The 20,809-nt window shown below is 63.4% G+C and carries 23 protein-coding genes; 9 read left to right on the top strand and 14 right to left on the bottom strand.

Translation table 11 applies throughout. The annotated features are described in order from the left end of the window. Window positions 1-181: 181 nt before the first annotated feature. Entirely contained in the window at window positions 182-823 is a 642-nt protein-coding gene (locus H7A19_00355) for a 2-hydroxychromene-2-carboxylate isomerase (protein ID MCP5473280.1), read from the bottom strand. Window positions 824-937: 114 nt separating this feature from the next. Here H7A19_00355 and yidD point away from each other — a divergent pair, with 114 nt between their 5' ends. The 4 genes from yidD (at window position 938) to H7A19_00335 (ending at window position 6,107) form a co-directional block, all read left to right on the top strand. Beyond that, on the top strand, window positions 938-1,213 hold the full coding sequence (gene yidD, locus H7A19_00350; protein MCP5473279.1) for a membrane protein insertion efficiency factor YidD: 276 nt from the start codon (window positions 938-940) through the stop codon (window positions 1,211-1,213). 3 nt (window positions 1,214-1,216) lie between these two features. Beyond that, window positions 1,217-4,384, top strand: coding sequence for a hypothetical protein (locus tag H7A19_00345; GenBank protein MCP5473278.1), 3,168 nt, complete (start codon window positions 1,217-1,219; stop codon window positions 4,382-4,384). A 599-nt stretch (window positions 4,385-4,983) separates the two neighbouring features. Next, the gene (locus H7A19_00340) at window positions 4,984-5,319 is read left to right on the top strand and encodes a pentapeptide repeat-containing protein (GenBank protein ID MCP5473277.1); all 336 of its coding nucleotides are present in this window, start codon (window positions 4,984-4,986) and stop codon (window positions 5,317-5,319) included. Between the two features lie 62 nt (window positions 5,320-5,381). Next, window positions 5,382-6,107 carry a DNA-3-methyladenine glycosylase I gene (locus H7A19_00335; GenBank protein MCP5473276.1) on the top strand — a complete coding sequence of 242 codons (726 nt, stop codon included), beginning with the start codon at window positions 5,382-5,384 and terminating at the stop codon, window positions 6,105-6,107. Between the two features lie 627 nt (window positions 6,108-6,734). Here the strand turns inward: H7A19_00335 and H7A19_00330 are convergent. The 3 genes from H7A19_00330 to H7A19_00320 are packed head-to-tail and all read right to left on the bottom strand — an operon-like array spanning window position 6,735 to window position 8,889. After that, window positions 6,735-7,649 carry a protoheme IX farnesyltransferase gene (locus H7A19_00330; GenBank protein ID MCP5473275.1) on the bottom strand — a complete coding sequence of 305 codons (915 nt, stop codon included), beginning with the start codon at window positions 7,647-7,649 and terminating at the stop codon, window positions 6,735-6,737. Further along, window positions 7,646-8,164: a hypothetical protein gene (locus H7A19_00325; protein ID MCP5473274.1), complete on the bottom strand. Its 519-nt coding sequence runs from the start codon at window positions 8,162-8,164 to the stop codon at window positions 7,646-7,648. The genes H7A19_00330 and H7A19_00325 overlap by 4 nt, the downstream gene beginning before the upstream one ends. Then, window positions 8,161-8,889 carry an SURF1 family protein gene (locus H7A19_00320; GenBank protein MCP5473273.1) on the bottom strand — a complete coding sequence of 243 codons (729 nt, stop codon included), beginning with the start codon at window positions 8,887-8,889 and terminating at the stop codon, window positions 8,161-8,163. Before H7A19_00320 ends, H7A19_00325 begins: the two co-directional genes overlap by 4 nt. Window positions 8,890-8,968: 79 nt before the next feature. Here H7A19_00320 and H7A19_00315 point away from each other — a divergent pair, with 79 nt between their 5' ends. Then, the gene (locus H7A19_00315) at window positions 8,969-9,277 is read left to right on the top strand and encodes a twin transmembrane helix small protein (GenBank protein MCP5473272.1); all 309 of its coding nucleotides are present in this window, start codon (window positions 8,969-8,971) and stop codon (window positions 9,275-9,277) included. Between the two features lie 123 nt (window positions 9,278-9,400). On the opposite strand, the gene H7A19_00310 is transcribed toward H7A19_00315, so the two are convergent. Then, window positions 9,401-10,144, bottom strand: coding sequence for a MotA/TolQ/ExbB proton channel family protein (locus H7A19_00310; GenBank protein ID MCP5473271.1), 744 nt, complete (start codon window positions 10,142-10,144; stop codon window positions 9,401-9,403). 123 nt (window positions 10,145-10,267) lie between these two features. Between H7A19_00310 and H7A19_00305 the strand changes: the two genes are divergently transcribed. Further along, window positions 10,268-11,053 carry a pyridoxine 5'-phosphate synthase gene (locus H7A19_00305; protein MCP5473270.1) on the top strand — a complete coding sequence of 262 codons (786 nt, stop codon included), beginning with the start codon at window positions 10,268-10,270 and terminating at the stop codon, window positions 11,051-11,053. A 94-nt stretch (window positions 11,054-11,147) separates the two neighbouring features. Here the strand turns inward: H7A19_00305 and H7A19_00300 are convergent, their stop codons facing one another. The 8 genes from H7A19_00300 to H7A19_00265 all read right to left on the bottom strand — a co-directional run bounded on the left by H7A19_00300 (window position 11,148) and on the right by H7A19_00265 (window position 16,624). After that, window positions 11,148-11,558 carry a biopolymer transporter ExbD gene (locus H7A19_00300; GenBank protein ID MCP5473269.1) on the bottom strand — a complete coding sequence of 137 codons (411 nt, stop codon included), beginning with the start codon at window positions 11,556-11,558 and terminating at the stop codon, window positions 11,148-11,150. A 293-nt stretch (window positions 11,559-11,851) separates the two neighbouring features. After that, window positions 11,852-12,325, bottom strand: a complete 474-nt coding sequence (locus tag H7A19_00295; protein ID MCP5473268.1) for a biopolymer transporter ExbD — start codon at window positions 12,323-12,325, stop codon at window positions 11,852-11,854. Window positions 12,326-12,352: 27 nt separating this feature from the next. Further along, the gene (locus H7A19_00290) at window positions 12,353-12,739 is read right to left on the bottom strand and encodes a biopolymer transporter ExbD (protein ID MCP5473267.1); all 387 of its coding nucleotides are present in this window, start codon (window positions 12,737-12,739) and stop codon (window positions 12,353-12,355) included. Between the two features lie 103 nt (window positions 12,740-12,842). Continuing rightward, on the bottom strand, window positions 12,843-13,610 hold the full coding sequence (locus tag H7A19_00285; protein MCP5473266.1) for a MotA/TolQ/ExbB proton channel family protein: 768 nt from the start codon (window positions 13,608-13,610) through the stop codon (window positions 12,843-12,845). Window positions 13,611-13,732: 122 nt separating this feature from the next. Beyond that, window positions 13,733-14,341 carry an energy transducer TonB gene (locus H7A19_00280; GenBank protein MCP5473265.1) on the bottom strand — a complete coding sequence of 203 codons (609 nt, stop codon included), beginning with the start codon at window positions 14,339-14,341 and terminating at the stop codon, window positions 13,733-13,735. A 229-nt stretch (window positions 14,342-14,570) separates the two neighbouring features. Beyond that, complete coding sequence (locus H7A19_00275; GenBank protein ID MCP5473264.1) at window positions 14,571-15,824, bottom strand: tetratricopeptide repeat protein; 1,254 nt, start codon at window positions 15,822-15,824, stop codon at window positions 14,571-14,573. A gap of 82 nt (window positions 15,825-15,906) precedes the next feature. After that, on the bottom strand, window positions 15,907-16,341 hold the full coding sequence (locus tag H7A19_00270) for a rhodanese-like domain-containing protein (protein MCP5473263.1): 435 nt from the start codon (window positions 16,339-16,341) through the stop codon (window positions 15,907-15,909). An 82-nt stretch (window positions 16,342-16,423) separates the two neighbouring features. After that, window positions 16,424-16,624 (bottom strand): DUF465 domain-containing protein, encoded by a 201-nt coding sequence (locus tag H7A19_00265; GenBank protein MCP5473262.1) that lies wholly within the window; start codon window positions 16,622-16,624, stop codon window positions 16,424-16,426. A gap of 203 nt (window positions 16,625-16,827) precedes the next feature. Between H7A19_00265 and ttcA the strand changes: the two genes are divergently transcribed. Genes ttcA through H7A19_00250 form a run of 3 tightly spaced genes read left to right on the top strand, consistent with a single transcriptional unit; the run spans window position 16,828 to window position 19,417 of the window. Beyond that, window positions 16,828-17,694 carry a tRNA 2-thiocytidine(32) synthetase TtcA gene (gene ttcA, locus H7A19_00260; GenBank protein MCP5473261.1) on the top strand — a complete coding sequence of 289 codons (867 nt, stop codon included), beginning with the start codon at window positions 16,828-16,830 and terminating at the stop codon, window positions 17,692-17,694. Beyond that, a complete protein-coding gene (locus H7A19_00255) occupies window positions 17,684-18,586 on the top strand; it encodes a recombination-associated protein RdgC (protein ID MCP5473260.1) in 903 nt (300 codons plus the stop codon). Before ttcA ends, H7A19_00255 begins: the two co-directional genes overlap by 11 nt. Window positions 18,587-18,604: 18 nt before the next feature. After that, window positions 18,605-19,417, top strand: coding sequence for a DUF45 domain-containing protein (locus tag H7A19_00250; protein MCP5473259.1), 813 nt, complete (start codon window positions 18,605-18,607; stop codon window positions 19,415-19,417). 591 nt (window positions 19,418-20,008) lie between these two features. Here the strand turns inward: H7A19_00250 and H7A19_00245 are convergent. Further along, entirely contained in the window at window positions 20,009-20,788 is a 780-nt protein-coding gene (locus tag H7A19_00245) for an alpha/beta hydrolase (GenBank protein ID MCP5473258.1), read from the bottom strand. Window positions 20,789-20,809: the final 21 nt, after the last annotated feature.

Raw genomic sequence — 20,809 nt, 5'->3', positions numbered from 1 at the left:
TCAACGCTGTTCTGGCGATCGTGATTGAACTGACGGCTGCGCCGCCGGACGTATGGTTCCGGCGCCTCCTGGTAAATGCTGATCTCTCTTCTTTGCGTCCTTTCTGCTTTTCCTTCGCGTCCTTTGCGTCCCGCTTCCGCTGCTGGTCAGCGACAACAGCACGGTTTGCCGACGCCGTGCCCTACGGCGCAACTCGCGAGCGCTGTACACCCACCGGAATGGCGGTGCTGCGTGCGTACTCGCCCTGTTGCAACATCCCGGGGTCTTTCCAGACAGCGAGCGCCAGCGCCGTGGCATCCTGACCAAAAAAGGGCTGGCCGTGCACCATCAGGGTGGGCACGCCGAACACGCCAGCTTTCAGAGCATCTTCGGTGCTGTGCTTGAGTGCCTCCTTGACCTCCGCCGTCGAGATCGCGGAGGCCAGATCGTCGATGCCGAACTCGGCGGCCAGCGTCTGCAGTTCCTCAAGGCTCTCGCAGCCGCGGCCCTGCGCCCAGATATGGAGGAAGGTGCGCTGGACGACATTCACCGAGCCGCCCGCGGCGATGATCAGACGCAACGCCGGCAACGGATTGAAGGGATGGCGCGGCGGAAAGCGCAGCGGCAGTCCCAGCTCCCGTGCGCGCCAGATGACGAATCGGTAGGTGAATTCGCGCTTGCCGGCAATCTCCGCGGGGCCCAGTTGCCGGTGGTGGGCGAGCACAGCGCCCAGCACCACCGGTCGTGGATCGAGTACCAGGTCAGGATGGTCGCGTCGCAGGCATTCCAGTTGCAGATAGGCAAAAGGCGAGAGCACATCGAAATACCAGGGCAAGCCGTTCATGCATGAATTCCTCCAGCGACTGGGCGTCGATGCTGTGCCGGTTTTCAGCGCAGGACAACGCCCCTTCCAGCGCATGCGCGCTATCGTTCATGCTTTGAATACGACCGCCCGCTCGTGATCCGCTCCCTGCTCCTGGCGCTGTTGCGCTTCTACAAACGCTTCATCAGTCCGTTGCTGGGTCAGCGTTGTCGTTTCTATCCCAGCTGTTCGAGTTATGCGGCCGAGGCCATCGCCCGCCATGGCGCTGGCCGCGGTGTGTACATGGCCATCTGCCGCGTCGGCCGCTGTCATCCGGGCTGCGAAGGCGGGCATGATCCGGTACCGCTGGTCTTCACCTGGCGCCCCTGGCGCCAGGCGCACAATTCCGCCGATGACGCCAACCTGGAGTGAACAATGCGAGCTGCGTTTTCCCTGCTTCTGATGTCGATCAGCGCCTGTGCGCTGGCCGCTCCGGTTGATTCCACCTTGCTGGCCGGGCTCAAGGCCCGCGCCATCGGGCCGGCTGCCATGAGCGGCCGCGTGGCGGCGATTGCCGCTGATCCCGCCGATCCGCGCACGGTCTATGTGGGCGCAGCCACCGGTGGTGTCTGGAAGAGCGAAAACGCCGGACTGACCTGGACCGCGATCTTCGATCGCGAAGATGTACACGCCATCGGCGCCATCGCGCTCGATCCGAACAACCCGCAATCGGTCTGGGTCGGCACCGGCGAAGGCAACGTCCGCAACAGCACCTCGATAGGGCGAGGTGTGTATCACTCCACCGATGGCGGCAGCACCTGGAAGTTTCTGGGCCTGAGCAAGTCCGAGCGTATCCACCGAATCGTGGTCGATCCCCGGGACGGCAATACGGCCTGGGTCGCGGCGCTAGGTCCGCTCTGGGGCGACGGCGGCGAGCGCGGGATCTACAAGACCACCGATGGCGGCAATAGCTGGCGCGCTGTGCTGCCTGGCAGCGCCGATACCGGTGCCAGCGAGCTGGTCATCGATCCATCCAATCCGAATCGGCTCTACGCCTCGCTGTGGAGCTTCCGGCGCACGCCGTCGAGCTTCCGCTCCGGTGGCAGCGGCTCGGGGCTGTACCGCTCGGTGGATGGCGGCGAGACCTGGCAGCCGCTGGGGGCGATCGAGGGCCTTCCCAAGGGTGAACTGGGTCGCATCACGCTGGCATTGGCGCCTTCGCAGCCGCGCACGCTGTATGTGCTGGTCGAAGCCAAGAAGAGCGTGCTGCTGCGCTCGGACGATGGCGGCGATCACTTCGTGACCGTCAACGAGAGCACCAATGTGCACCCGCGGCCCTTCTATTTCGCCGATCTGAGGGTCGATCCCGAGCAACCCGATCGCGTCTATCGTTTGAGCACCTTCGTTGAGGTGTCTCACGATGGCGGCAAGAACTTCGAGACGCTGGCCGGTTGGAACGATCTCCATCCCGACCATCACGCCCTGTGGGTACACCCCAGCCGCGGCGAACTGCTGATCAGCGGCAATGACGGCGGTGTCGGCTTCAGCAACGATCGCGGCCAGACTTGGCGCTATGTGAGCAATCTGCCGCTGAGCCAGTTCTACCATGTGCGCTACGACATGGAGCAGCCCTACCATGTCTACGGCGGGCTACAGGACAATGGCTCCTGGCGCGGACCTTCGCAGGTGTGGGAAGCGGGCGGCATCCAGAATCATCATTGGCGCGAGGTCGACTTTGGCGACGGCTTCGACACCATGCCGGATCCCGACAACGCCAACCGCGGCTACGCCATGAGCCAGGAGGGCTACGTCAGCCGCTACGATCTCAGCAATGGCAGCAAGCGCATGATCCGGCCAGCTGCAGACGATGCCGCCGTGCCGCTGCGCTTCAACTGGAACGCGGCGATCGCCCAGGATCCCTTCGACGCCGCGACCATCTACTTCGGCAGTCAGTTCGTGCACATGAGCCGCGACCGCGGTGAGACCTGGACCACGATCTCGCCGGACCTGAGCAGCAATGACCCGACCCGCCAGGACACCGCAACCGGCGGCCTGACGCCCGATGTGACCGGTGCCGAAAACAACACCACCCTGATCGCCATCGAACCCAGCCCGCTGGCCGAAGGCGTGATCTGGGCCGGCACCGACGATGGCCGTCTGCAGCTCACCCGTGATCGCGGCGGCAGCTGGCAGAGTCTGGAAGCCAGGCTGAAGGGCGCGCCCAATTTCGGCTTTCTGCCGCACATCAATGCATCCAGGCATGACGCCGGCCGCGCCTTCGTGGTCATCGACAATCACCGCAACGGCGACATGGCAGCCTACGCCTGGCGTCTGGACGAGTACGGTTCCAAGGTGCGGCGTTTCGATCTCAAGGGCGTGGATGGCTATGCGCTGGCGCTGGTCGAGGATCCGGTCGAGCCCGGATTGCTGTACCTCGGCACCGAACTCGGTCTGTACCTGTCCTTTGATGGTGGCGACAGCTGGGTACGTTTCAGCCAGGGCTTGCCGCGCGCCGTGTCGGTCATGGATATCGCCGTGCATCCGCGCGAGCACGATCTCATTCTGGGCACCCACGGCCGCGGCATTTTCATCGTCGATGATGTCGACAGCCTGCGGCGGATCGCCCGCGAGGGGGTGCCCAAGGCCGCGCTGACCGCACTGGACAGCACGCCCGGGGTGCTCTACATCGCGCCGCAACCGGCCGGCCCGCGCTTTGCCGGTGACCAGAATTTCGTCGGCGAGAATGCGCCCTATGGCGCACGCCTGAGCGTCTGGATCAACGACCCCACGCTGCCGTTGCCCGACCGCGATCAGGAGCGCGCGCGACTGGCTGCCCTGCCCGCGACGCCGAGCAGCGACGACCCGGAAGCCGACAAGCCCAAGCCGCTGCGGGTGGAAATCCGCAACAGCACCGGCAAACTGATGCGCTTCGCCGAGGTCGAAGTCACCCAGGGCCTGAACCGCTGGACCTGGGATCTGACACTGACGGCACCGCGCTCGCCGGCGCCTCCTGGGCTGTTCGATCCCAGCGGCCCCTCCGCATTGCCGGGCAGCTACGTGGCCACGCTCAAACGCGGCGATGTCAGCGCCACATTGCCGATCGAGGTGCAACTGGATCCTCGCCTGTCGGTGAGCCCGGAGGCACTGGCCGCGCGCCAGCAGGCCGTGCTGCGCGCCGCAGACCTGCAGACACGCCTGGTGGACGCACTTGATCTGATCAAGAACCGCAAGGCCGATCTGGAACGCCAGCGGTCCCTGCTGGAGCAGCAACAGGCCAGCGCCAAGCGCGCCGACCCGACCCTGATCCCGGACGAGAAAGACGCCACCTTGATGGCGCTCAAGGCCATCGAAACCACCAGCAAGACCCTGGACGAGGCTGCCAGGGGCTTGTGGACCAATCCGGACACGACCAAGGGCTATGTGCCGCCCACAGCAGCCTACGACAAGGTCAGCGAAGCTCTGTGGATGCTGGAGGGCAGCATGGAGGCGCCGACGCCGGCCGCGCTCAGCTACCTGGACCGCGCCGCGACCTTGGTCGAGGCACGAATTGCGGCGGCGAAAGAAGCGGTGGCGAAGGCTGAGATACCAGAGGTCTCTCCTTAGCCCGCGGCCCGGGTCCGAGCAACCTGAACCGTGAAAGCGGGCTTTTGTGGGAGCGGGCTCCGCCCGCGATCTGAGTGGCACTTTGGGGCAAGATCATTCGCGGACGAATTCCGCTTCCACAGGGGCCTGGGCTCTTGTGGCAGCGGGCTCTACCCGCGATTGCAACGACAGTCTGAGGCAAGATCTATCGCGGACGGAGTCCGCTCCCACAGGGGCTGTGGGCTCTTGTAGGTGCATCCAGCCCACCATGATCAGCAGCGGCGCGCTCATCGGCAGCACGCCAACCCAAGCCAGCGGATCGGCGCTGCGTGAAGTCGAGCAGCTTGCCAGGTACCAAGATTAACCTTGGCATGTAGAAAGACTAATCTTTGTATCTAGCCTGCCGTGACTGGTACTGACCCCAGGGAAACCGCAGCGCGATTGCGGCGATCGATACTGCGTCTCGCGCGTCGCCTGCGACCTACGATTTGACACCGCTCGGCAGCGAACGCCTGATTGCGGCGGCTCGGGAGGCCAGTGCACCACTGGCGCAAATCATGCGCACGCACGAGAACTGGATGTGCTGGATCGCGCCTGCGCGCTGCTGGAGCGGCTGGACGATGCCATGGCCGAGCCGGATCACGATTCACCACACTGAACTTCAAGGGCTATTGGGCCTGCCGCTACTTCACTCTGGAGCAAGCATCGTGAATCAAGATCCTCATGTGTTCGAAAACACGTCTCTCGAATCAGCCACCTTCAAGGACGTCAACCTCGCTAGCGCTCGCTTCGAAGACGTCAATCTGGCCTCAGCCAGTTTCTCGAATGTGTCACTGGCGGGGGCGCAATTTGCCGACATCAATTTCAGCCAGGTCAGCATCAGCGATTCCAATCTGGAAGGCATGAGCATCAACGGCATTCTGGTGTCCGATCTGCTGCGCGCTTATCGCCCCTGAATGCTGCGCCGAGTAGCTTGTGTAGTTACCATCCAACTCCGCTCACGACCGGACGACGCCCCATGGACTGGACGAAGTTTCAGACGATTCAGGATATGGCGGCCGAGCGCAAAGGCGGCAAGTCCGCGCTGCGACGCCTGCTACCCAAGGTGCCGTCTCAATCAGCACTGGCCGCGCTGGGCGATGACCGGGTGCTCTCGGCCATGGCCAAGTGCATCAACCGGGCCGGCTTCAACTGGCAGGTGATCGAGAGCAAGTGGCCGCAGTTCGAAGAGGCCTTTTTCGGCTTCGATATCGGCCGCCTGGCCTCAATGCCGATCGACGAATGGGAGGCCTACACTTCGGACAAGCGCGTGGTGCGCAACTGGCCGAAGATCAAGGCGGTCATGGAAAACGTCGGCTACATACTTGAGATTGCCGAGCGCCATGGCAGTTTCGCCCGCTTCCTGGCTGAATGGCCGGCAGATGACCAGATCGGGCTGATGACTCATCTGAAAAAGCACGGATCGCGCCTGGGCGGCGCCACCGGGCAGTGGTTTCTGCGTCAGATCGGCTGGGACGGTTTCATCATGACCCCGGACGTCATCGCCGCGATCAAGCGCGCTGGATTCGAGATCGCCGATCAGCCGACCAGCAAGGGCGATCTGGCCAAGGTGCAGCAGGCCTTCAATGCCTGGCACACGGAGTCGAAACTGCCCTACACCCATATCGGGAAGATCGCGGCCTATTCGATCGGGAAGAACTACGAGTCCGCATTCATCCAGGAACAGATGGAGCGGTTCTCCTGAAATTGAGCGTGTGGGACGATTGGCGAAGGCCGGTGCTCTGCTGTTCCGGCCGCAAAATGCCGACGCGCCAAACCCTCGGCGCATTGTTGTAGGCCGGGTCCTTCGCGTCCGAATCATCCGCCTGAACCGCAGGGTTCATACGCGAGGCGCCCGGCGCTCTCCCCGCAACAGAGCCGCGGCCGCCGGCGCGATGGACTTTAGGTCAACATCCAACTTCACGCGCGCCGGAGCCGCGCTACGACCGTGGCAGTTCGCGGATCCAATAGCCTTCAGAATGTGTTGATGCAGAGCCCCCAACTTCACCAAGAAAAGCCGCGGCGACCTTGAACCAGCGTCATGGCGAGGCGAGGCCAATGTAGTGATTCGTCTGAAGCCCGGCGAGGAACTGGCGACACTGATCGGATCGGCGGTGGTCGAGGAGATTTATCTGGGCGTTGATCAGCCCGGAGAGTTCATCGCGATGCTAATGGCCGGCTGACAACTTAGGAATCGCTCTATTTTGCGCCCTTTGCGGAAAAGCTTCTGATCAAATGCTTGCGGCGTGTCCGGTACGAGAGCGGCTTGAGCCGCAACAGGTCATTGCCGGAGCAAATGATCGCGGACGAAGTCCGCTGCCACAGGCGCGCCTCAGATCGGCACCAGCACCATCGGAACCGGCCCGAAGCGCGGCTGCGGCAAGTAGTGATCGATCAGAAGGAAGGCGAACAAGGCTGCCAGATACAGGATCGAATAGTTGAAGGTCTTGAGCGCAAACAGCTCGTCGGGCGGATTCATCAGGCGGATGGCGTAATAGAGGAATCCCAGCCCGAGAACGATGGCGCCGCCGAGGTAGAAGAAGCTGGCCATTCCGGTCAGATAGGGCAACAAGGTGACCATGAACAGGATCACGGTGTAGGCGAGGATGTGCCAACGTGTGACCACCACGCCGTGGGTGATCGGCAACATCGGGATCGATACTTTTTCGTAATCGGCACGGCGGAAGATCGCCAGCGCCCAGAAATGGGGCGGCGTCCAGATGAAGATGATCAGGAACAGCAACAGCGCGTGCGGATCGAGCGTGCCGGTGACCGCCGTCCAGCCGAGCACCGGCGGTGCGGCACCGGCGGCGCCGCCAATGACGATGTTCTGCGGCGTGGCCCGCTTGAGGAACAGGGTGTAGATCACTGCATAGCCGATCAGCGAGGCGAAGGTCAGCACCGCGGTCAGCACGTTCACCCAGATCGAGAGCATGAGCATGCTGATCGCCGCCAGGATCAGGGCGAAGATCAACGCCTGGGTCTCGGTGAGCCGTCCCCGCGGCAAGGGCCGATACATGGTTCTGGCCATCTGCGCGTCAATCCGCGCATCCAGAATCTGATTGATGGCGGCTGCGCCGGAGGCCGCCAGCCAGATGCCCAGGCTGCCCAGGATCAGCGGTCGCCATCCCGGCAAGCCCGGCGTGGCCAGAAACATGCCGACGACGGCCGTAAACACGATCAGGGCAACGACCCGCGGCTTGGTCAGCGCCCAGAAGTCGCGCAGGGTCTCTTCGATGATGCTCATTTGCCGACGGTACTCCAGCGCAGCAGATGGGCAAGATCCTTGCGCACATCGGTGGGATCGGCATCGGCCGCATAGCGCATCATGGCATTGCCCAGCGGATCGACCAGCATGACGCCAGCCTCGGGCACGGCGAGGGTTTCGATCAATGCACTCGATGCCGGTTCCCAGCGCGCGCCCCATTCGGCGGCCAGGCTTCGCTGCCCGCCCGTCCAGGCGACCATCTGCACCCGATCCATCTCCTTGCCCGAGGCCTCCCGGATACGCGAAAGCAAGGTCAACCGTTGCTCACAGGCCGCATCGCAGACGGTCGGGATACGCACGACCACGCTCCAGCGATGGCCATCGGCGACCGGCTCGGAGGGCGTCAGCGCGACCACGGGAGAGATCAGTTGCCCGCGGTTCTTGGTCGATTCCGGCTCCCAATGGAACCAGCGCGTCTGCAACAGCAGCGCGATGACGGCAGGCAGCAGGAAGGCGGCCAGGATCAGGGTCAGTTGCAGGCGTCGTTGATTCATGATGGCGTTATTGACCTGGCGCGCCACGAGCGAATGGCCAGCACGCCAAAGATGATGATGACTGTCAGGGACAGACCGAACCACTGCAGCGCATAGCCGCGATGGCGTTCAGGCGGCAGCATGCCGCTGCGCAGGGTCTGCGCGCGCGGCGTCTGGCGGTCTTCAAGTACCAAGTCTAACAGCGGCTGCTGGAGACGGCGCTCAAGGTCGGCAAGATCGATGCGAGTGACCAGCAGCGGCCACTGCTGACGGACCTCGGCGCCGAGCACCAGGCCGGCCGCCGGCGCGCTCAGCAGCAAGCCGTCAACGGCGACCGATTCCGTGCTGACAGTGGCAATGGGAAGCGGCCCTGCGCGGTCCCGCCAGGGCAGCCAGCCGCGATCGACGAGCAGCATCTGACCACCGCCATCCAGTTGCAGGGGCACAAAGACCTGGACTCCGGGCTCGCCGTTGCGTATCTGGTTGTCGAGCAGGATCTGGCGATCGGGCAGATAACGACCGCGGGCAGTGACTGCGCGGAAGTGCAAGTCCACGCCATTCGCCAGCGCATCGCCCAGATCAACGGCTTTTTCGGATCCGGCACGATCAATGGCGTCCAGCAACTGCTGTTTCTGTTCGGCCCGCTGCAACTGCCAGATACCCAGACTCGCCAGACCGCCAGAGCTCAGCAGTGTCAGCACCGCATAGCCCAACAGGGCACGGCCAAGGTGTCGCCCTTGCTTCATGATCGCGCCGTGCGGACGGCGGAACGGGCACCGCCGATTTCTCGACCAGCCTGGTACGGCTGCCGCGACACTCGACAACATGGGTGGCTACGCATGGGTGTTGATCAATCCTTGCAGGCGGAGCAGGTACACTAGCCCATTGCCTGTCATCCGCCCGTTGAGGGGCGTCTCCATGGTCAAGCTGGTGGTAGTGCTGTTCCTGATCTTCATCGTCTACAACCTGGCGGCAGGTTGTTATTACATGCTCAATGACCATGGCAAGACTGACCGCGTGGTCAAGGCCCTGTCCTGGCGCATTGGCCTGTCGATACTGCTGTTCGCCCTGATTGCACTGGGCATCTACACCGGCGTGATCCAACCCAATACAGTCATGCACCACGGCGGCTGAGCACGCTGCGCGACTACGGGGCTGCACCCGTAAAGGCGGCTGCAAGCCCGGATTTGCGAGTCACTGAAACGGCGACGGCCCCGATCGGGGCCGTCGCGCTTTGCGTCGTTGCTACTCAGGCGATCAAGCTTTGCCCGGAGCGGCCTTCGGTGCAGCGGCCTGCACGCGCATCGTCGGCTGCGGACCACCGCCGACGCGGGCGCCAGTGGCAAAGTAGTCGTGCAGGTCATGCGCGAACTCGTCGAACTGACCCAGTGTCACGCGGTTGGCGCGGACGAAGAAGTTGTAGGCCAACACCGAGGGAATGGCGACGCCCAGACCGATACAGGTCATGATCAGCGCCTCACCGACCGGACCTGCAACCACGTCCAGCGATGCCTGGCCCGAAGCACCGATCTTGATCAGAGCGTTGTAGATGCCCCACACCGTACCGAACAGACCGACGAAGGGCGCGGTGGAGCCCACCGAGGCCAGCCAGGTCAGGCCGTTTTCGAGCTTGGCGCTTTCGCGGCTCACCGCCTGACGCAGAGCGCGGTCGATGAACTCGCTGCGGTTCAAGGCTTCGACTAGGCGGCTGCCTTCGTTCTTGGCGTGATGCGCAGCGGCGTTGGCGCACTCCAGAGCAATCTTGGAGAAGGGCTCGCTGGCCGGCTGTGCCTCCATCGCGCGAATGGCTTCCTGCGGATTAGTCGTCTGCCAGAAGGTCTCGATAACCTTGTGTGCGCGGGAGCGAATCGAGAAATTGCGCATCGACGCGGTCGCAATGAACCACACCGTACCAATAAACATGATCAACACCACCACGAACACGAATTTCGCGACCAAATCGGCCGCGCCCCACATGTGCATGATCCCCATCTGTTCCATGACTAAGCCTCACTAATCCGAGTCAAACCACGGCACAGGAGGCACCGCGGAGCACGCTATCCTACACAGGAATGTGGCAATCCTTCCAGTGTTCCGATCAATGGTAATACGATGATTCAGTCAATGGCTACGCCTGAGCGATGCCGTACCGCACTCAGCGTCAATCTGAACAAGGTGGCGCTTCTGCGCAACTCCCGTGGTGGCACGCGCCCCGATCCTCTGGGCGCTGCGCGCACAGTGCTGGCGGCGGGCGCCGAAGGCATCACCTTGCATCCACGACCTGATCTGCGACACGCCCGACCCGCCGATGCCGAAGCGATGCGCGAGCTCTGTACGACTGCGGGTGTGGAACTCAATCTGGAGGGCAACCCCTTTGCCGGGCCTGCACCCGGCTATCCCGGATTCATGGCCCTGCTCGAATTTTGCCGGCCGGAGCAGGCGACGCTGGTCCCGGATGGCGATCAGCAGCTGACCTCCGACCACGGCTGGAATCTGCAAGCCGATGGCGAACGCCTGCGACCGTTGATTGCCAGACTGAAATCCCGGGGCATGCGCGTCAGCCTGTTCATGGACGCAGACTCCGCCGACATCGAGCGCGCCGCCGACATCGGCGCTGATCGGATCGAGCTCTATACCGGTCCCTACGCCCATGCGGCCGAGTCCGGCGATGCTGCCGCAACGCTGGCCGCATGCCGGAGGGCTGCGCAAAGGGCGCTCGCCTGCGGTCTGGCGGTGAATGCCGGCCACGACCTGGATCAGAGCAATCTGGGCCCGCTGCTGGCGGCCGTGCCCTGCATCAAGGAAGTCTCCATCGGCCATGCCCTGATTGCCGAGGCCCTGGACGTCGGGCTGGCCGCTACCGTGGCGCGCTATCTGGCCATCATCCGAGCCACAAACGGCGACGGTTAGCCGCAGGTCCACGACGCCGGCCCCCTGGGCTGGGTCGCGTCAATGCCTCTGCCGGGCGGCGTTGCCACTGGCGCCGCCGCCCGGCGCGGGGCCATCAGTCAGCGCGTGCCAGCCCCACGTGCGCGGCGCCGGTGCGGCGGGCGTCGCTGAGCAGTGCCACCACGTGATCAAAACGCACGTCGGCCGCGGCGTCGATGCGGAACTCCGGCTGTCCAGACTCCGGCAGGCGGGCGGCGGCCACCAGTTTCTGTTGCAGAGCAGATCTGGAGATCACTTCACCATCGAGGGTCAGGCGGAGATCGGTGCCTATCGCTTCCAATTGCACCAGATGGCGCTGCGTCGGCTCGAATACCTGTGGCCCTGGTTGTGGACTGGGTACCGGCAGTCGCTGCGCCAGCATCGGCGCCGAAATCATGAAAATGATCAACAGCACCAGCATCACGTCGATCAAAGGGGTGGTGTTCACATCCGCCATCGGCATCGCACGAGCATCCGCTTGCATCATGACCGGCTCCACAGCTTGGGCGCTGATTGCGCCGGCCCAAGCGTAGCGCAGCCACGCACAGGCGATGCCTCATCCTGGAGTCGGAATTCAGTTGCCGATAACCAGCCCAGGCTTCACGGTTTCGGCCCGCACGAAGACCGGTTCGGCAACCCGGATTCGGCGGCGAGAATCTCCGATTGCAAGCAATGTTCCTCGGGCAGACAAGCCTTCACGATGAACCCGGAAGCATTCGCTGGGCACCAACGAAAACGCCGGGACAGAGCCCGGCGTTGTTCGTCTTTGCTCAGGCCGAATCAGCCCGGCGGCGGTGGTGCACCGACGCCGCCTGATGCGGTCGACAGGCTGTCAAAGCCGATGCGCTCGACCTTGGAGCGCTTGGCCGCCGCCAGTACATTGGCGAGCACGCTGTAAGGCACCGTCTCATCCGCCTCGATCTTGTACTCCGGCTGATCGTCCTTGACCTTGCGGCCCATCTCGCGGAACTCGGCAAAGAGGACTTCCTGGCTGATCGGATCGTTGTTCAGGCGAATCTCGATGGCGCCGCCCAGATCACGAAGCTCAAGCCGCTTCTGCTCGATCTTGCTCTTGTCCGCCGGATCCGTGGACTGCTGCGGCAGATTGATGCGCACCTTGTGCGCCAACAGCGGCGCCGTGATCATGAAGATGATCAACAGCACCAGCATGACGTCGACCAGCGGCGTCGTGTTGATGTCTACCATCGGCGAACTACCCGGACCACCGCCGCTCGGACCTGCACTCATACCCATGATGTCGTCTCCTGCGCCTGCGGCTGCTTATTCGCCGGGGGCGGTCACAAAACCAATCTTGCTGATGCCCTTGCGCTTGGCCAGATCCAGTGCGGTGCGAATGTGCTGATATTGCACACTGCGATCGCCGCGGATCTTGATCTCGGGCTGAGGCTTCTTGGCGGCTTCTATCGCCAGTCGGGCTTCCAGTCCGTCAAGGCCGATCGGATCGTCGACCCAATAGTACTGGACCATGCCGCCACCCTTGTCCTGGATGTTGAGCGTGATGGCGCGCTCTTCCACCGAGTCCGGTTCATTCGGCGCTTCGGGCACCGAGATCGGTACCTTGTTCTGCATCAGCGGTGCCGTGATCATGAAGATGATCAGCAGCACCAACATGACGTCCACCAGGGGCGTCGTGTTGATATCGGTCATCGGGGCTGCATTCTGCGGGCCACCACCGCCGGTACTCATTCCCATCGCTCAGATCCTTGCTCGACGGCCCCGATCACGGAGCCGCTGGTTGTCACAAAGCCGGTCAGCCGGCGCTCGGCGCGTGCTGCTTGTTGCCGTAGCGCTGACCGCGCACCCGATTGCCTGTCGCGAAGTAGTCAAGCAGATCGTGGGCGAAGGTCATGAAGCTGGCATTCAGCGCCTTGTTGCTGCGCACGAAGTAGTTGTAGGCCAAGACGCTCGGAATAGCCACGCCCAAGCCGATACAGGTCATGATCAGGGCCTCACCCACCGGTCCGGCGACCACGTCCAGCGTCGCCTCGCCGGTCTGGCCGATGCTGATCAGGGCGTGATAGATGCCCCACACCGTACCGAAAAGGCCTACGAAGGGCGCGGTGGAGCCAACCGAGGCCAGCAGCGTCAGGCCCGATTCCATGCGAGCCGCCTCACGTTGCACGCCACTGCGCAGTGCGCGATCGATGAATTCGTGGCGACTCAGTGCTTCGGCCATCCGACCACCCAGGGCATCTGAATGGTGCTCGGCCGCAAAAGCCGCATCCAGCGCGATCTTGCTGAAAGGCTCGTATTCCGGCTCGCTGCGCAGCTGCTCGATGGCTTCGCGCGGGGAAGATGCCTCCCAGAAGGATTCCATGATGCGTTGCGTGCGAGCGCGCACCGACACCAACCGCAGGGCGTTGTAAAGAATGTAGTACCACACCAGCAAGGACATGATGCCCATGACGGTGAAGGCCACGATGCCGACGATGTCGGCGTTGTCGATCAGATGGGCAAAACCCATCTTGCTCAAGGCCAATGAGTCGGTATTGCCCATCAGCAAGTCGAGCCGATCCATCCCGGGCGGCAGCGCTGACGACACATCCAGGCTGGCCTGACCGGGATCCAACATCGCCCCGGCGGCGTTGGGATCGACCATTTCAGTTGAAGCGGGAACTTGATCCTGCATGACCACTGACCTCAATCTGCAAGCGAGAACCGCACCGGGACCAGAGCCCAGCCGGAATAGGACGCGCCGTCACGCTGGCCAGCATTGAAGCGCCAGTTGCGTGCAGCCTGCATCGCCGATCGATCGAACTCGCGGTGTCCGCTGGACTTCTCGACTTCGATTTTCTCGGGCTTGCCATCAATGCCGACGAGGATGCGCAGCATGACTTCGCCCTGGATGCCGCGACGCAGCATGGCCGGCGGATAACGTGGCGGACGTGCACGCATCATCGACATGTCGACAGACGGTGCGACTTCGCGCGGACCATCACCACGCTCGGGCTGCGGCGGCGCCGGCGGCTGGATCGCGATGCCCTCGGTGCTGTCGGTGATGACGTCAGCGACTTCCGGCGGCGGATCCGGCGGACGCTCCTCAGGCTTGGGAATATCCTTCTTGATCTCGAGCTTGATGATCTTCGGAGGTTCCGGCGGCGGCGGTGGCGGCGGCGGTGGCGGCGGCGGCGGTGGTGGTGGTGGCTCAAGGAACACCACCTCGATGGTGTTTTCCTGAAGCTTCTTCTCACCAGTCGGCGCCTTGGCGGGCAGCAACAGCAGCCCGACCAAGACGGAGTGGACAGTCAACGTGACGGCGATTGCCGAGACGCGCCTGAAGTTGAGACCCTTTGGTCCCTGGGAGTGGTCGTTAGCAGCCATCAGCGTGCTGTCAAATTAGGATTCAAAGTATTCATATTCTGGAATCCGCGTTCTCCGGCTGCCCTCTGCCTGGACCGTCTGCGGAAGCCTCCCCAAAGTCGGGCGAAGCTACACCACTGATCCGTTAGCCACAAGGCGGAAGGCACCAAAGTCGCTGTCATCGCCCCAAAGATTTCAACGCTTGTGTCGCATTCTTGTTCGACTCAGGGTAACCCTGGGCCTTCTTGAATGCGGCGATCGCGGCCGCTTCGTTGTCACTGTCGAGTTCGGCAATTCCCAGCTGGTAATAGGCGTTACCCGGCTGGCGGAGATTGCCCTTCTGGATCGCGGCTGTAAATGCCTCGCGTGCCTCTTTCGGCTTTTCCTGATCGAGCAGCACCTGGCCCACGTAAAGATCGGCCGTACCATCTGCATCGGACAACTCTGCCGCACGACGGAACCCAGCCAGCGCCTCCGGCAGCGACTCGGCGTCGTAGTAGGCCTCACCCACCTGCAGGTAACGGTCCTTGGTCTCCTTGACCACGCCACTGCTGAGCCCGGCACTCATGGTCGCCGCCGCATCCTTGGGGCGCTCCAGATCGCGATACGCGGCATACAGGTTGACGTACAGATTCTCCTTGCCGAGCTTGCCCTGAGCGCGCAGATCCTCAAGGATGGTCACGGCGTCCTGGGGCTTGTCGGCGTCGAGCAGCAGCGCCGTCAGAAAGTTCACAAACTCAGGATCGTCGGGCGCCTGCGCCAGCACCTCTCGGCCGAAAGCAATGGCCTCATCGGTGCGCTCCAGCGACAACAGCGCATTGGCTTTCATCTGCTGCCAGGAGCGCTCGGGCTTGTCACCCGTGGCAAAGGCCTTGTCGAGATAGACAAGGGCCTGCTCGTAATCGTCCTGATCGAAGTAATTCTTTGCCTGGAGGGCCCAGTTGCGTCCGGTGATGGTTTCCGCATCCTTGGTCCAGTCATCGAAGACCGCGGCCGATTCGGTCAGCTGATCGTTGATGTGATACAGCTCGGCCATCGTCAGCTTGAGCTGAAAATGCTCGGCATTCGGCAGCGCATCGGTGGCGAGCGCCAGCTTGAACTGCTCGATGGCCTCGGGCACCTGATCCTGGTTGTAGTAGATGAAGCCACGCATCTGCGCCACCTTGGCGCGCTCGTAGGGACTCAGCTTGGGACTGTCGAGCTTGTCCAGACCTTCCATCGCACCGTCGTAGTCGTCGGACTCGTACTTGTCGGCGATGTGTCCATAGGACTTGACGAACTTCTTGCTCGAAATGGGCTTCTTGTCCTCTCGGCCACTCTTGCTGACCTGAGACTTCTCTTCCTTCTTGTTGCGCGCCGCATCCGCCGGCATGACGCTCATCGCCAGAGCCGCCCCCAACATCAACGCAACGATCAAGCGAAACTTGAACATGTGCTCCTCCCGTCTTTCCAACAACAACCCTACGTGCCCCGACTAGCATGCAACAAGTCACGGTTGCAGCGGTTAAGCCAAGTCAGCGGCTCTTGCCGCGCTCCAGCGGCAACTGATCCTGGATCCAGGCGGCAATTCCACCTTTGAGACTATAGACCTTGGCGTAGCCGGCCTTGAGCAGGCGCTCGGCCACGTCGACCGAGGTGATGCCGTTCTGGCAATAGACGAGAACGGCCGAATCCTTGTGCTTGAGCAGATCGCGCCCGCCGGCGTCGACCTGTGAGGGCGTCAGGTGTCTGGCGCCACGGATGTGTCCCTTGTCGAAGTCGGCGCCCGGTCGCAAATCAATCAGCAGTGCATTTCCGCTGTTGAGCTCACGGGTGAATTCGAAGGTTCCGAGATTGACGCTGCCGCGGGCCCGGGCACGAAGTTCGACGAAGGCCCACGCCACCACAAGAATGATCAACAGTGACCACAGCACCGGGTGATTGCTGACGAATTCCAGGAAACGCTGCATCGGTCAGTGGCACCAGGGTGGGCAAGGGGGCGCGGATTATGGCTTGCATACGCATGGGCGCCAAGCCATCAGCGACCCGGAATCACGCATCCATGTCTGGAATCAGCCGACTTTCGAGCTGCGCGATCATGTCCTTCAGTTTCAGCTTACGTTTTTTCATGCGCTTGATCGCCAACTCATCCAGCGCTGCGCTGCCATGCACCCGGGCCACCAGTTCATCGAGATCACGGTGCTCCAGACGCAACTCGGCGAGTCGTCGAACTATCTGCCCATCATCCTGCATGGCCGCACCCAGCTTGAGATCGATCCTCACAGTGTAGCTCCGAGCCGCTCGCCCGGGCGATGGCCGGCCCGGCAACGCCGGTGTCCGAGAATGGCGCCGACGCCAGTCTGGGCGCTGAACAGAAAGGGTTGATCCGATATTCGTGGGTGTTGCCTGGGCCCTGCTCGTCTACAATTCGCGCCCCGTCCGCCAGCCCCGCTGCCATGTCTGCTCCGACACTGACCGTGAACCAACAGAAGCTGGTCAAGCGCCTGCGCCATCAGGTCGGCCAGGCCATCGCCGACTACAACATGATCGAGCAGGGCGACCGGGTGATGGTCTGCCTGTCCGGTGGCAAGGACTCCTATGCGCTGCTGGACATTCTGATCGAGCTCAGGCGCAGAGCTCCGGTGGATTTCGAATTGATCGCCGTGCACCTGGATCAGAAGCAACCCGATTACCCGGCCGAGATCCTTCCCAACTACCTGGCGGCGCAGGGTGTGCCTTTCGAGATTCTGGAACAGGACACCTACAGCGTGGTCGCCCGTGTGATTCCGGCCGGCAAGACCATGTGCGGCCTGTGCTCGCGCCTGCGCCGGGGCGCTCTCTATCGTTATGCCGAAGATCACGGCATCACCAAGATCGCCCTCGGACATCACCGCGACGACATCGTCGAGACCTTGTTCCTCAACATGTTTCACGGCTGCAAGATCTCGGCGATGCCGCCAAAGCTGCTCAGCGACGACGGCAAGCACGTGGTGATCCGGCCCCTGGCCTATGTGGCCGAGGAGGATCTGGTCGACTATGCGGAGCTCAAGCAGTTTCCGATCATCCCGTGCAATCTTTGCGGCTCGCAGGAGACGCTGCAGCGCAAGGTCATCAAGGAGATGCTGGCCGGATGGGAACGCGCCAACCCCGGCCGCATCGAGAACATCTTCAAGAGCCTGATGAATATCCGCCCATCCCAGCTGGCTGACCGCTCGCTGTTCGACTTCACGTCGCTGGGCTCGCAAACACCGGTTGTGCTGAAGGCCCAGGATTGGCTGGCCGGCAAACCCCATTCGGAGAATGACCCCCAACATGTGGTTTAAGAATCTGTCACTGATGCGACTGCCGGCTGATTTCAGCCTCAGCGCCGAACCCTTCGAATCAGCTCTGGCCGAACACCCGCTGCGCAGCCCGGGCCCGCTGGAGATGGAGACGCGCGGCTTTCTGACACCCTTCAGCCGCGAAGGCGCGGCGCTCTCGCACGGCAGCGCCGAGGCGCTGCTGTTCTGCCTGGGCCAGGAGTCGCGCCTGCTGCCGTCATCGGTGCTTGGCGATGCCGTGGCCGAGAAGATTGCCGAACATGAGGCCAAAACCGGACGCAAACCCGGCAAGCGCCTGAGAAATGAATTCCGGGAGGCGGCCATGGGCGAATTGCTGCCACGCGCTTTCATCAAGCGCGCGCGCACCGGCGCCTACTGGGATGCGCCCTCGCGACTGTTGGCCGTGGACAGCGGCAGCGACAAGAGCGTGGAGGCAGTCGCCACTGCAGTACGCGACGCCATTGGCACCTTCCCGGCGCGACCACTGGCCACCGAGGCTTCGCTGGAACTGGTCATGAGTGAGTGGCTGATCTCGGGCGAATTGCCGGGCGGCTTCGAACTCGGCGAGGAATGCGAGCTCAAGGATCCGAGCGACCAGACCTCGGTGGTGCGCTGTCGGCACCACGACCTCGGTGCCGATGAAGTCAAGGAACATGCCCGCTGCGGCAAGCAGGTGACCCAGTTGGGCCTGATCTTCGACGGCCGCATCGGCTTCGTGCTGGACTCCAAGGCCAAGCTGCGCAAGCTGCGCTTCCTCGACGTGATTGCCGACAAGCTGGACGCCCAGGACGGTGCCGATCCGGACCAGATTCTGGATGCCGAGTTCACGCTGATGAGTCTGGAACTGCGGCGCCTGTATGCGCGACTCGATGAAGTGCTGCGCTTTGTCGACTGACCGGAACAGCACCGATTCATGAGTGGACGTCTGCTGATCCGGCGTGACAGCGCCGCGCGTGCCATTGCGCAGCTGCCCGAGCGAGTTTCCGGCTGGCCCTTGCAGGTGGAACGTCTGGCGCGTGGCAGTCGACTGAAGATCTCGGTGGAGAGCGGCTTCGCCCGTCTGATCTGGCCGGAGCGGGTCTCGGCCACCGACGCTCTGGCCTTCTTCGAGCAGCATCGCGAATGGCTGGAACAGACCGTGCGCGTGCATCGGCAGGCGGTGGATCGGGCCGCCGTCGATCTGGCGCTTGATCCGCGCTGGCCCGGTCGCGTGCCCTGGTTCGGGCGCCTGCTGCCCATCCACTTCGAGCACGGCCCGGCGCGTCTGGATATCGATACCCAGGCGATTCGTTGCCGCGTGCCCAAGTGCGATCTGGCTGCCGCCAAGGCGGCACAACGGCTGATCATCGCCGGTCTGGTCGATGCCCTGGCGATGCGCGCGCGGGTGTGGCTGCGCGAGTACGAACCGCTGGTGGGCGCGCGCTGCCAGGCGCTGCGTATTCGACCCATGCGCAGCCTCTGGGGCAGCCTTTCGCCACAGGGCGCGATCGCGCTGAACCTGGCACTGGCCTTTGCCGACGAGTCACTCGCAGAGTATGTAGTGGTGCATGAACTGGCCCATTTCGTGGCCCGCGATCACAGCCCACGCTTCTGGGGCGTGGTTGCCCAGCTGTATCCCGACTATGTGCAGCGGCGGCAGGAGCTGAATCGCGAACACCGCTACTTGCAGGCCTTGCTGCGGCGGCTGTACGCGCCGGTGGGCGGCGACGGCAGTTCGGCGGCGTAGTTGTCGGTTGTCGGTTGTCGGTTGTCGGTTGTCGGTTGTCGGTTGTCGGTTGTCGGGGCGCGGGGCGCGGGGCGCGGGGCATGAGAAAGGGTCACACTCGTGTGGCCTGCGATGACGATGGTTTCGTGGCATCTCGAAGATCTGAACGCTCTTCTTCGTGTTCTCTGTGCTTTTTCTTTGCGTGCTCCCTCTCCAGGATTCGGCGACGACTTGCCTCAGGACATAGCAGTCGCGGTGCAGCGCACTGTGGAGGGCGCCGCGCTGCGACGCCGCTTTGCGCTGAGCGGAGATCAAGAGCGGCCGCGCAGGCGCGCGTCCCTCCTCAAGGCCGCTTCGGGCCTGCCAGGGTTCATGTTGTCCGCGTCAGCGGACTACGTGACATCGAGTTGCCTCACGTAGCTCGCTACGCGAGCAACGTGACCTATGACAGCCAGTCAACAACTTGCGATATGGGTTCATGGAGAGCGTAGCGAAGCAATCCAGGGGCGTGCGGCGCAACCCTGGATTGCTTCGTCGCTGCGCTCCTCGCAATGACGCCGCGGTTCATGGATCGTTGCCGTGTCGAGCCGACACAGCCGGCTTGAGAGGGGCTCACGGGACCTGATCGTCGCCAGCCAGAAACTCGCGGATCAGCTCGGCAACCGGCGCCGGATTCTCCAGATGCAGATGATGCCCGCCGGGCAGGCGCTCGATCTGCGCCGGGCGCAGCGCCGCCAGACGGCGCTCGGCATCCGGGCCGCTGAGGTAGGGCGTCGCCGGTTCGGCAAAGATCGCCAAGGTCGGCGAGCGGATGGCGGCGAGCAAAGCCAGATACTGTTCCTCGGTGCCGCGGATCGGCGTTGGCAGTGTCTGCCGCGGATCGGAACTCCAGATGTAGCCGCCCGACGCCGGCATCAGTGCCCGCTCGATCAGGGCATCGGCTGCCTGCTCACTGAGCCCATTGGCCTGCATCCGCGCACGCCGCGCGGCGCTGCGGTCACCATGCACCTTGAGCTGCTTCTGCTCCAGCTTGAGGCGCGCATCAACGGCACGCCGCAGATCAGCGGCGCAAACCTCGGCCGGACGCCCCAGCGGCCCCAGCGCCTCGATCAACACCAGTCGCCGTACCCGTTCCGGGTAGGCCGCGGCCAACAGCGTGGCAATGGCGCCCCCCATCGAATGCCCGATCAGATCGAAGCGGGTCAGTCCCAGTGCCTCGGTCAGCGCCATCAGATCGCTGACGTAGTCGACGAAGTGATACCAGGTACCCGCCGGCCGATGGCCGCTGCGGCCATGACCGGGCAGGTCGGGCACCCACAACCGGCGCCCGGCCAAGCCTCGGGCCAGCGGCCCGAAGCTGCCGGCGTTGTCCAGCCAGCCATGCAGCAGCAGTGCCGGCGGCTGATCCATCTC

The sequence above is a fragment of the Rhodanobacteraceae bacterium genome, from assembly GCA_024234055.1.
In the GTDB taxonomy this organism is placed as follows: Bacteria; Pseudomonadota; Gammaproteobacteria; order Xanthomonadales; family SZUA-5; genus JADKFD01.
The sequence above is the reverse complement of the archived record's forward strand: the minus strand, read 5'-3'. Positions and strand labels throughout refer to the sequence as shown.